The sequence below is a fragment of the Cellulomonas cellasea genome (assembly GCF_006538745.1).
Lineage (GTDB): Bacteria > Actinomycetota > Actinomycetes > Actinomycetales > Cellulomonadaceae > Cellulomonas_A > Cellulomonas_A cellasea.
In genome coordinates this window covers 1-10075 of record NZ_BJLR01000005.1, presented here as the reverse complement: position 1 = coordinate 10075, position 10075 = coordinate 1, and the positions used below count along the sequence as shown (strand labels likewise).

Below are 10075 nucleotides of genomic sequence, written 5' to 3'. Positions count from 1 at the left end.
CCCCGCCGGCTCGCGCGTGACCCAGCCGCGGCGCTCCGCGCGCGTGAGCCGCTGCGAGATGGCCGCGGGCGTCACGCGCGAGCGCTCGGCGAGCTCACGCGTCGAGAGCGCGTAGGGCGAGCCGGCCCGCCGGAGCGTGCCCAGCAGGTCGAGCAGCGCGGAGTCGAGGCCGCGGGCGTCGAGCAGGCGGCGCCGGTCGGCGCTGAACAGCGCGGCCAGGTGCCAGACGCGGGTCACGACGCGCACCGAGGCGGGGTCGAGGTCCGGGCGCTCGCGGCGCCAGGCGTCCTCGATGTCGCGCGTGCGGTCGCGCGGGGCGTCCTCGGCGGCGTGCTCGCGGCTCGCGGTCGGGGACTCCTCGTCCGTCCGGGGGCCCTGTGGTGCCGTCATGGGCTGAGTGTACGTTTAGGTCTAAACAAACCGTGGGAGGCGCACGTGATCGTCATCGGTGGAGGCAGCGCGGGCATCGGGCGTGCGGTGGCGGCCCGGCTCGCCGTCCGGGGCGAGCGCGTCCTCGTCGCCGCACGCCGGGAGCACCTCCTCGAGGAGCTCGCGCGCGAGACCGGGGTGCGGACCGTGGTGTGCGACAACGCCGACCCCGACGACGTCGCCCGGCTCGCGGCCGGCGTGGAGGAGCCGGTGACCGGGCTCGTGCTGTGCGCGGGCGGCAACCCGGCGATCGGCCGGCCCGAGCCCCAGGGGCTCGCGGAGGTCGCCGCGCTCGTCGACGAGACGATGGCCGGCAACGTCCGCAGCGCGGCGCTCATGGTCGCGGGGCTCGAGCCGCACCTCGCGGACGACGCCTCGGTCGTGCTCTTCGGCTCGATCGCGGCGGAGCGCGGCGTCGGGTACTACGGCCCGGCCAAGGCGGCGGTCGCCTCGCTCGCGGTCGGGCTCGCCGCCCGCCTGGGCCCGCGCGGGATCACGGTCAACTGCGTCGCCCCCGGGTACGTCGCCGGGACCGAGTTCTTCCGCGGGCGCATCGGCGAGGAGCGGGTCGAGGCTCTGCGCCGCCAGACGCTCGACGGGCGCACCGGCCGGCTCGACGACGTCGTCGCGCTCGTCGAGTTCCTGCTCTCGCCGGGCGCGCGGCACATCACCGGGCAGACGCTGCACCTCGACGGGGGAGCGCACACGACCCGCTGAGGCCGCGCCGGGGTCGTGCGCCGCCCTCGTCGGGCACGTCCCCCCGACCGGGCGACCTGGCCCGGCAGCCCGCCGACGTCCCGGACGGCTCCGCCGTCGACGTGCGGCTGACCGACTGAGTCCGGCGGGCGGCAGCCCAGGAGCCGCGACCCGGGCGCGACGTGACGACCCCGGGTCGTCGCGCACGAGCGCCGGGCCGTGCCACGCTGACCCCATGAGGCTGTTCGGTCGGCACGCCGAGGTGCCCGCGGAGGTGGGCGACGGGTTCGTCGCGGGCGAGGCCGTCGCGCTCCAGACGTCGTTCCAGGCCGCTCTCACCGGGCACGAGCGTGCGGTGCGCGCGCCCGTGCCCGCCGAGCTGCTGCTCGAGCCGGGCAAGGGCGGGCGCGTCGTGCTGGTCTGGCGCAACGTCGTCGTCGGCTTCGTGCCGCCCGCGCACGAGGCGGACCTGCGCGGCCAGCTCAACCGGGCGGGCAAGGACCGTCTGGTCTGCCCCGGGCAGGTGTACCGCGACGGCGACGTGTGGCGCCTGTGGGTCGGCGCGCACCCACCGGCCGGCGCCCCGGCGCCCGAGCCCGGGTCCGACCGGCTCTCGGCCCCGCCGACCCGCATCTTCGGGCTCGCGCTGCCGCGCCCCGTCGACGACGAGGACTAGCCGGCAGGCACGGTGCGGGAGTGACGTCGGGCCACGGGCCCGGGGACTCCCCGGGCCCGTGGCCCTCGTCGTGCACGGTGACGGGACGGCCGCGCGCAGCCGCCGCACCCGGCTCAGCCCAGCTCGAAGCCCCGGAACAGCACGCTCGCGAACGCGAGCCCCGCGACGAGGTTGAACGCGGTCGCCGCCGCGAAGACCCCGACGGGCCGCCAGCCGGCGTCCTTGAGCGCCTTCGCCCGGAACTCCAGGCCGATGCTCACGAACGCGAGGATGAAGAACAGCGTCCGCAGGTCGTTCGCGACCGCGATGACCGGCTTGCCGACGTCCGTGCCGACCTGCGCGAGGTAGACGGTCGCGATGACCGACGCCGCGAGGAAGCCGAGCACGAACTTCGGGAACCGGCGCCAGATCTCGCCGACGCCGGGCGCCTGCGCGTCGGGCCGCCGCTCGACCTTGAACGCGAAGTACGCGGTGAGCGCGATCGCGACGACGCCGATGAGCGCGTTCTGCGTCGACTTCACGATCGTCGCGAGCGCGAGGACGTCCTCGCCGGCGATCGACCCGGCAGCGGCCACGGCGGCCGTCGTGTCGATGTTGCCGCCGATCCAGGCGCCGGTCACGGCGGGGGACAGGTCGAGCAGCCCCGCGAGCCACGGGAGCAGGAAGATCGACGGCAGCGCGAAGACGATCACGAGGCTCGCCGCGTACGCGAGCTGCTCGCGCTTGGCCTGCACCGCGCCGGCCGCCGAGATCGCCGCGCTCACGCCGCAGATCGAGACGGCCGAGGCCAGCAGCGCGCGCAGCTTGTCGTCGAGCCCCGCGCGCCCGCCGATCCACCACGTGAACAGGAACACCGACGTGATGAGCAGCAGCGCCTGGGCGATCGCCGGGAGCGCCGCCGAGACGATGAGGCTGAGGTTGACCGACGCGCCGAGCAGCACGACGCCGGTCTTGATGAACAGCTCGGTGCGGAACGCCGCGGCGAGGCGGTCACGCAGGTTGAGCGCGAGCAGCGCGGCGTTGCCGAGCAGGCCGAGGGCGATCGCGTAGACCGGGAACTCGACGGACTTCGCGACGCCGCCGAGCGGCGTGCCCTCGGTCCACACCGGGACGTTCTGCTCGAGGTAGCGCGTGAGCGCCGCGAGCGCGACGACGAGCACGAGCCCGCCGACGACCGCCGCGGGCGTGGGGCGGTCCGCCGCCTCGGCGTCCGCGGTGCGGTCGGTGCCGTCGGTCGTGGCGGCCGGCGCGGTCGGGTCGGGCCGGTCGTCGGACGGCGTGCCGGGCCGGTCGGGCCCCGTGCCGGGGCGGGTCGTGGCGCTCATCACGGCACCACGTCGGCGCCGAGGACGCCGGTGAGGACGAGGCCGAGCAGGACGAGGCCGACGACCGTCGCCGCCCAGTCCTCGTTGAGGTGGAAGCGGCGCGCCTCCTCGGGCGACGCGGTGCCGGTGGGATCGGCGGGGCTGGGGGTGTGCGGGGTGGCCATGCGGGCTCTCCTGACCTGGGGCGGGTGTCCGGTGCGCAGCTGCGCGGGCGAGCGGTGGCTCGCGAGGGGTGGACGGGCGCCGGGAGGGGCGGTCAGGGTGCCGCGACGCGCGACGGCAGGGTCGGTCCGGGTCGAGCGCGCCCGTGGTGGGCGGGCCGGTCCGGAGGGACCGCGGAGCCTCCCGGCTAGCGACAGGTACAGGCGCGCGCGAACCCGGCGGCGCGCGGGGCGCTGCGGGGTGCGGTCGGCCGGGAGGTCACGCGAGGGATCGTGCTCCGCACCCGCCCCGTCCGCCACAGATGTCCGGATCGTGGACGCTCGTGAGACGCGGCGGCGCCGGGACGGGGAGGGGCAGGCACGCGACCCGGCCCCTCGCGCTCGGCACGTGCGGTGCGACCAGCTTCGGCCCCCGCCGCCGGTCCGGACGCGCGGCTCGGGGCGAGCCGCCGGACGTCGGTGCCCGGACGCACGACGAGGACCGCGGCGCACCTCGGCGCCACGGCCCTCGTCGTCCCTCAGTGGTGGGCCTCAGCGGCGACCCCCGCCGGTCAGCAGGACAGCACGCGCTCCCAGCCGTCGGCGGTCTGCTGCACGGACACCCGCACGAAGCTGCTCACCCAGCCGATCCGGTCGCCGCTGCCGGTCGCGTACGCGATGCCGTGGCGCCGCTCCGCACGGCCGGCCTCGACGTGCGCGCGCGTGCTGGCCCGTACGCAGGCCGCACCCGGGGCCGTGGGGGACGGCGCGGGCGTGGGGCTCGTCGTCGGCACCGGGGTCGGGGTGCCGGGTGCCGTGGGGGACGGCGTCGGCGTGCCGGGGACGGTTGGCGTCGGGACCGGGACGGTCGTCGCGCGCGCGAGGCCGGCCGCGAAGTCGGCCCCCGCCGTCACGTCGCCGTTGGTGCGGTACGCGAGGTGCGCGGCGAACGACGAGCCGCCACCGCACACCGGGTCGCCCGTCGCGCAGAAGTCGCGCGCCCGGGCGGCGTACGTCGGGCTCGCGGTCGCGATGGTGCGCCCGCTGATGCCCAGGGGGTTGCCGAACACCACGATCGCGGCGACGCGCGGCTCGAGCGCCGCGGGGATCGCGGTGCCCGTCGTCGTGCCGGTGCGGATGCCGAGCGCGAGGTCGACGACCGTGGCGCCCTGCGAGTAGCCGCCGAGCACGAATCGCGTCCCGGGGCACGCGGCGGCCGTCGCGGTGAGGTGGTTCGTGAGGTCGGTGGCGCCGGGGCCGGCGCTGCGCTGGGACGACTCCGCGGCGTAGTTCACCGCGTACGAGGTGACGGTCCGGTCGCTCAGGGCGCTCGTGACCGACCGCACGAACGGCGTGCCGAGGACGCCGAGGCCGGGCGCCTCGCCCGTGCCGCGCGCGAACAGCACCTCGACGTCCGCGCAGGCCGGCGCCGCGACCGCGGTGGGGGCGGCGAGCGTGGAGAGGGCGCCGGACGTCGCCGCGAGGGCGAGGGCGGCGGCGAGCAGCCGTCGGGGACGGCGGGCGGCGCGGGGGCGGGACGGTGCTGCGGGCGGCGTGAGCTGGTGCACGAGTTCTCCTCGTCGGGGGACAGGTCCGACCGGGTGATCGCTCACACGTCCCGGACGGTGCCACGAGGTGTGACCGGCACCACCCGGCCACGGGGACCGTAGGAGAGCGCGGACAAACCGGACAAGGGTCGGCGCGTCCCGTCCCCCGCACGGAGGACCGCCGATCGGGTGGCGCCCGTGCCTGCCGAGCGCCACCCACGCACGCGTCAGCCGGCGAGCTGGATGAGGTTCCCGCACGTGTCGTCGAGCACCGCGGTGGTCACGGGACCCATCTGCACGGGCTCCTGCACGAAGCGCACCCCGGCGGCGACGAGCCGCTCGTAGGTCGCCTGCACGTCCTCGACCGCGAACGCCGTCATCGGGATGCCGTCGGCCACGAGCGCCGACCGGTACGGCGGCACCGCGGGGTGCGCGGCCGGCTCGAGGACGAGCTCCGGGCCGTTGGGGTCGTCGGCGGAGACCAGCGTGATCCAGCGGAACTGGCCCATCGGGATGTCGTTCTTGACGATGAACCCGAGCACGTCGGTGTAGAAGTCGAGGCCCTGCTGCTGGTCGTCGACGTAGATGCTGCTGAACTGGATCCGGGGCATGGTCGGTCCTCTCGGTGGCGGTGCGCGGGTGGAGCGGGCATCGGTGGAGCGGGCGTCGGAGGGGCGAGCGTCGGTGGAGCGGGCGTCGGTCGTGCGGGTGCGCCGGCGGTGCCGGGTGGTGCGGAGTCAGGCGTCGGACGTGCCCGCGGGCGGCGGCTCGGGCGTGCCCTCGGGCTGCGGCCACCGCTCGGCGATCTGCGCGAGCGGGCGCGTGTCGAGGTGGTGGAACTTGTACCGGCCGTCGCGGCGCACGGTGACGAGGCCGGCCTGCTCGAGCACGTCGAGGTGCTGCGAGACGGCCTGCCGCGTCGACCCGAGCCCGTGCTTCATCGTGAGCCGGGTGCAGATCTCGAACAGCGACTGCCCGTCGCGGTCGACGAGCTCGTCGAGGATCGCGCGCCGCGTCGGGTCCGCGAGCGCCCGGTACACCTCGTCGGCCATGCCTCCACAATAGGCAAGCGCAGACTTGCCTGACAAGCCCGTCCGCGCAGCGCAGCGCGGGTGCGCACCGGCGCTGTGCCCCGGGTGCGTGGCGACGCCGCTCAGCCGTCGACGGTCGCCTCCGGCCCGGCTGCCCCGCTCGCGCCGGACGCGCGGGCGTCCACCGGCAGCGCCCGGTACGCGCGCCAGGCGTCGAGCGCCTCGGCGTGCGACCGCCCCGGGTGGGCGGCGTGCCACGCTCGCAGGAAGCGGTTCAGCTCGAACTGCGCGCCGATCTCCTGCAGCGGCGAGTCCCGCGTCGCGTGCCAGTGGGCGACGACCTCCCCGAGAGTCAGGCCGGCCCGCGAGCCGATGAGCTCGCGCAGGTGCGCGTCGAACCGGAAGCCCGGCCCGATCCGAGCCGCCAGGTAGCCCCGCAGCTCCTGGCTGCAGCGCTGACCCAGCGGCAGCTCGGTCGCGTCGCTCAGCGGCTGCGTCAACGGGCGCGGGGTCGGACGTCGAGCCGCACGCCCCGCGGACGGGGCCGGTGCCACGTGCCCGTCGAGCGCCGCCACGAGACGCCCCGTGAGCTCCTGCTTGCTGCCCGACGCGCGCACGCCGAGGGTGCGCGCGAGCCCGGCCAGCTCCTCCCGCAGCCAGTACCAGCGCTGCAGCTCCTCGCCGGAGAGGGCGGGCGTGAGGTCGGGGCGGGCGCTCATGGTCCGATCCTGGCGGCCGGCACCCACACACCTCCCACACCGGCCCGCGGACCGGGCGGGGCACCGCCCGCGGCTAGGGTGACGCGGTGCCTCACGAGCTGACCGGGGAGCCGTCCCCCGAACCCTCCGAGCGTCCGCACCGCGGCCGCGTCGTCATGCAGGTCCGCTGGTCGGACGTCGACCTCTTCGGCCACGTCAACAACGCCGCCTACCTGCGCTACCTCGACGACGCGCGCTTCACGCTGTTCCCCGTCATGGGGGTCGACGAGCACGGTGCGCTCACCGCGTCGCTGCTCGTGGTCGTCAAGCACGAGATCGACTACATCGCGCCGCTGACGTTCCGCCCGGCGCCGTTCGCCGTCGAGGTGTGGGTCCCGCGCATCGGCACGTCCTCGGTCGACTTCGCGTACGAGATCGTCGACGTGGCCGACCCCGGGACCGTCTACCTGCGTGCGCGCTCGCGCATGGTGCAGCTCGACCACGCGTCCCACACCGCGCGCCCGTTCACCGAGGGGGAGCGCGCGCTGTTCGAGACCTACCGCGAGGACGGGCCCGCGCTGCGCGGGTGGTGAGCGGGCGCGTCGTCGGGCCCCGCCCACGTCACCGGAACGTCACGAACCCGATACGTCGAGGGTGTTCCCCCACGGTCCGGCGGGGCGCATGCTGGGGCCCTCACCGGCCGACCCGAAGGTGCGTGCCCCGATGACCTACTCCCCGCCCGCCCCGGTCGTCTCGGGCGTCCCGTACGCGGTGCTCGACGTCGACGGGCGCACCCCGCGGACCGTCGACGACTTCGTCGGGAGCGTCACCCTCACCGTCGAGGGCAGCACCGGCCGCCACGTCGTGCGCGGGGACGCCGCGGTGCGCGACGGCGTCGTCCGGCTGCACGAGAAGAGCGACGACGACGGCGGCGGCAAGGACGTCCGCACGTGGCGCGTCACGCCGAGCGACGCGGGCGGGTTCTGCGCCGAGACCGTCTGACGCTCCGCTCCGCTCCGCGGCTCGGCTCGGCTCGGCTCGGCTCGCGGGAGCCTCAGCCGCGCGCGAGCAGCGAGCTCAGCAGCTCGACCACGGGCACGAGGCCGTCGACCCGCACGAGCCGCGGGTGCGCGGAGAGCCGCTGCGGCAGGTCGAGCGTCGGGTCCACCGCGAACACCAGCGTCCCGGCGGCGAGCGCCGCCGCGACGCCGCTCGCCGAGTCCTCGACGACGAGGCAGCGCGCCGGGTCGACGCCGAGCGCGTCGGCCGCCACGAGGTACGCCTCGGGGTGCGGCGCGAGCCGGCGCACGTCGTCCGCCGAGACGAGGGCGCGCAGCGTCCCGGCGGGCGTGGCGCGCGCAACGAGCTCCGCGAGCCCGCGCCTGCTCGTCGAGACCAGCGCGCTCGGCACCTCGGACCAGCGCAGCAGGGTCAGCAGGTCGAGCGCCCCGGCGCGCCACGGCAGCTCGAGCGCGAGCCCGAGGCCGACCTCCTCGTGCAGCAGCTCGGCGATGCGCTCGGCGGCGAGCGGCACCCCCCGCTGGTGCAGCAGCGCCGCGACGGCCGGCGCCGGCAGCCCGGCGATCCCCGCGGCGTCGACCGCGCTCCACGAGCACCCGTGCAGGCGCGCGTGGTCGGCGGCGGCGGTCGACCACAGCGGCTCGGAGTCGACCAGCGTCCCGTCGAGGTCGAGCAGCACCGCCGCGGGCAGGTTCACCGGCGTGCTCCTCGGCTGGACGCGCCGGGGCGCCGGGCGCACGACGGCCCGGCGGCCGGCGACGGCGGCGGTGCGGGGTGGGTCGTCACGGTGCTCCCTCGTGCCGGAGGTGCTCGGAGGGGGTGGGCGTTCCACGTCCAGCGTCCTCGCGCGCGCGGGCCGACCACAAGGCTCCGCGGCCGGAGTTCACGCGGGTTTCACGTGGCGGGAGGTGCGCTCACACGCCCGCAACACCGGCGACCCCCGGCGTGCGGCGACGGCGTGCGGGACGGTGTGCGGCGACGGGGGGCCGCTGCCGGGCCGCTGCGGGGCCGGCGCCGCTCCGGGTGCCCACGCCCGCGCCTCGTGTTCTGCTGGACGGGTGCTGAGCCAAGCCGACCCGTCCCAGCTCACGGGCCTCGCCGGGTGGGCCGTCTCCACCGTCGAGCTGCTCGGCCCGGTGGGGGTCGGCGTCCTCGTCGTCCTCGAGACCGTGTTCCCGCCCATCCCCAGCGAGGTCGTGCTCCCCGTCGCGGGCCTGCTCGCCGGGCAGGGCCGGATGTCGCTCGCGCTCGCGGTCGTCGGAGCGACGGCCGGCTCGGTCGTCGGGGCGCTCGTCCTGTACTGGGCAGGCAAGCGGCTGGGCTCCGACCGGCTCCAGCGCATCGCGGACCGGCTGCCGCTCGTCGAGCCGCGCGACGTCCAGCGCGCCGAGGACTGGTTCGACCGCCACGGCGGCTCCGCGGTGCTGGTCGGGCGGTGCGTGCCGGTCGTGCGCAGCCTCGTGTCGATCCCGGCGGGCGTCGAGCACATGCCGCTCGCGCGCTTCCTCGCGTACACGACCCTCGGCAGCGCGGTCTACAACGGCGTGCTCGTCTCGCTCGGCTACGCGCTGGGCAGCCGCTGGACCCGCATCGGGGAGTACAGCGACTACATCAACTACGCGATCTACGCGGCGTTCGCGGTCGCGATCGGGGTGTTCGTGCGCAAGCGCCTGCGCCGCCGCGCGCGCGAGGGCGCCCCGGCGCGCTGAAACGGCGCGCGCGTCACGCCCGCCGCGCCGCCAGCCGGGCCTCGAGCCAGCGCAGCCCGTGCAGGCCCTGCTCGCGCTGCATGCGCCGCAGGCCGGGCACCCCGGGCAGCTCCGGCAGGTGCCCCTCGCGCCAGGCCCGCCCGGCCAGCCCCGCGAGCACGACGTCGACCGCGTCGCCCGGGGCGTCGGCCCAGCACGAGCGCCGCAGGAGCCGTTCGGGGTCGTGGCCGCACGCGGCGACGTCGGCGCCGAGCCGGACGAGGTCGAGCCACCCGGGCGAGGTCCACAGGTGTGTCCAGTCGACGACCCGCAGCCGCCCGCCGGGCTCGCGCAGGACGTTGTCGCGCCGCAGGTCACCGTGGTGCAGCGCCGACCCGGGCCCCAGGGTCGTGAGCCACCGGCTCTCGAGCCCGGCGAGCAGCGGGACGGGCACGTCCACGGGCAGGGGCCGTCCCCGGACGTGCGCGACGAATGAAGCCGGCCGGGGCAGGGTGTCGCCGTCCGGGTGCGTCCGCGAGGCGGGGGCGCAGCGTCGCGCCCGTCACGACGTGCTCGGCACCGGCCCGGCGCCGCCCCGCGACGGGCCCCCGGCGCCCTCAGTCGCCGCCCCCACCACCGCCACCCCCGTCGCCGCCACCGCTGTCGCCCCCGCCGCCCCAGCCCGACCCGCCGTCGTTCCCGCCCCACCCGGAGCCGTCGTGGTCGCCACCCCGGTGCCCGTCCGAGCCGTACCCGCCCCCGTCGCCGCCCCACGACCCGCCGCCGTCGTGCCCCCGCGAACGGGCCGGTCGTGGGTGCGGCGGG

General features: G+C 76.9%; 15 protein-coding genes. 5 read left to right on the top strand and 10 right to left on the bottom strand.

The genetic code is table 11. The annotated features are described in order from the left end of the window. Positions 1 to 390, bottom strand: a 390-nt coding sequence (locus CCE01nite_RS02460; RefSeq protein WP_141371939.1) for a MarR family transcriptional regulator, incomplete at its 3' end; no start/stop codon positions are given. Between the two features lie 45 nt (positions 391 to 435). Here CCE01nite_RS02460 and CCE01nite_RS02455 point away from each other — a divergent pair. Both CCE01nite_RS02455 and CCE01nite_RS02450 read left to right on the top strand, forming a co-directional pair. After that, positions 436 to 1146: an SDR family NAD(P)-dependent oxidoreductase gene (locus tag CCE01nite_RS02455; protein ID WP_034625984.1), complete on the top strand. Its 711-nt coding sequence runs from the start codon at positions 436 to 438 to the stop codon at positions 1144 to 1146. 214 nt (positions 1147 to 1360) lie between these two features. Further along, a complete protein-coding gene (locus tag CCE01nite_RS02450; protein WP_141371938.1) occupies positions 1361 to 1801 on the top strand; it encodes a hypothetical protein in 441 nt (146 codons plus the stop codon). A 113-nt stretch (positions 1802 to 1914) separates the two neighbouring features. On the opposite strand, the gene CCE01nite_RS02445 is transcribed toward CCE01nite_RS02450, so the two are convergent. The 6 genes from CCE01nite_RS02445 to CCE01nite_RS02425 form a co-directional block, all read right to left on the bottom strand. Further along, a complete protein-coding gene (locus CCE01nite_RS02445; RefSeq protein ID WP_084142485.1) occupies positions 1915 to 3126 on the bottom strand; it encodes a YeiH family protein in 1212 nt (403 codons plus the stop codon). Then, a complete protein-coding gene (locus CCE01nite_RS21135; RefSeq protein WP_169743979.1) occupies positions 3126 to 3290 on the bottom strand; it encodes a hypothetical protein in 165 nt (54 codons plus the stop codon). Before CCE01nite_RS21135 ends, CCE01nite_RS02445 begins: the two co-directional genes overlap by 1 nt. Before the next feature lie 548 nt (positions 3291 to 3838). Beyond that, positions 3839 to 4834, bottom strand: a complete 996-nt coding sequence (locus tag CCE01nite_RS02440; protein ID WP_084142484.1) for a cutinase family protein — start codon at positions 4832 to 4834, stop codon at positions 3839 to 3841. A gap of 206 nt (positions 4835 to 5040) precedes the next feature. Further along, the gene (locus tag CCE01nite_RS02435) at positions 5041 to 5424 is read right to left on the bottom strand and encodes a VOC family protein (RefSeq protein WP_034625981.1); all 384 of its coding nucleotides are present in this window, start codon (positions 5422 to 5424) and stop codon (positions 5041 to 5043) included. 126 nt (positions 5425 to 5550) lie between these two features. Then, the gene (locus tag CCE01nite_RS02430; RefSeq protein WP_034625978.1) at positions 5551 to 5865 is read right to left on the bottom strand and encodes an ArsR/SmtB family transcription factor; all 315 of its coding nucleotides are present in this window, start codon (positions 5863 to 5865) and stop codon (positions 5551 to 5553) included. A 101-nt stretch (positions 5866 to 5966) separates the two neighbouring features. Then, positions 5967 to 6563 (bottom strand): DUF6434 domain-containing protein, encoded by a 597-nt coding sequence (locus CCE01nite_RS02425; protein WP_052103562.1) that lies wholly within the window; start codon positions 6561 to 6563, stop codon positions 5967 to 5969. Positions 6564 to 6649: 86 nt separating this feature from the next. On the opposite strand from CCE01nite_RS02425, the gene CCE01nite_RS02420 reads away from it, so the two are divergent. Next, positions 6650 to 7135 (top strand): acyl-CoA thioesterase, encoded by a 486-nt coding sequence (locus tag CCE01nite_RS02420; protein ID WP_246056296.1) that lies wholly within the window; start codon positions 6650 to 6652, stop codon positions 7133 to 7135. 130 nt (positions 7136 to 7265) lie between these two features. After that, positions 7266 to 7544, top strand: coding sequence for a hypothetical protein (locus CCE01nite_RS02415; RefSeq protein WP_141371937.1), 279 nt, complete (start codon positions 7266 to 7268; stop codon positions 7542 to 7544). A gap of 52 nt (positions 7545 to 7596) precedes the next feature. Here CCE01nite_RS02415 and CCE01nite_RS02410 read toward each other — a convergent pair whose 3' ends face one another. Continuing rightward, the gene (locus tag CCE01nite_RS02410; protein WP_170223929.1) at positions 7597 to 8259 is read right to left on the bottom strand and encodes an HAD family hydrolase; all 663 of its coding nucleotides are present in this window, start codon (positions 8257 to 8259) and stop codon (positions 7597 to 7599) included. Positions 8260 to 8620: 361 nt separating this feature from the next. On the opposite strand from CCE01nite_RS02410, the gene CCE01nite_RS02405 reads away from it, so the two are divergent. Next, the gene (locus CCE01nite_RS02405; protein WP_034625970.1) at positions 8621 to 9271 is read left to right on the top strand and encodes a DedA family protein; all 651 of its coding nucleotides are present in this window, start codon (positions 8621 to 8623) and stop codon (positions 9269 to 9271) included. Between the two features lie 13 nt (positions 9272 to 9284). Here the strand turns inward: CCE01nite_RS02405 and CCE01nite_RS02400 are convergent, their stop codons facing one another. Together CCE01nite_RS02400 and CCE01nite_RS21695 are read right to left on the bottom strand one after the other, a co-directional pair. After that, positions 9285 to 9710 (bottom strand): hypothetical protein, encoded by a 426-nt coding sequence (locus tag CCE01nite_RS02400; RefSeq protein ID WP_211254515.1) that lies wholly within the window; start codon positions 9708 to 9710, stop codon positions 9285 to 9287. Positions 9711 to 9867: 157 nt separating this feature from the next. Next, positions 9868 to 10075 (bottom strand): hypothetical protein (locus CCE01nite_RS21695; protein WP_218026438.1); only part of this gene is annotated, 208 nt, incomplete at its 5' end.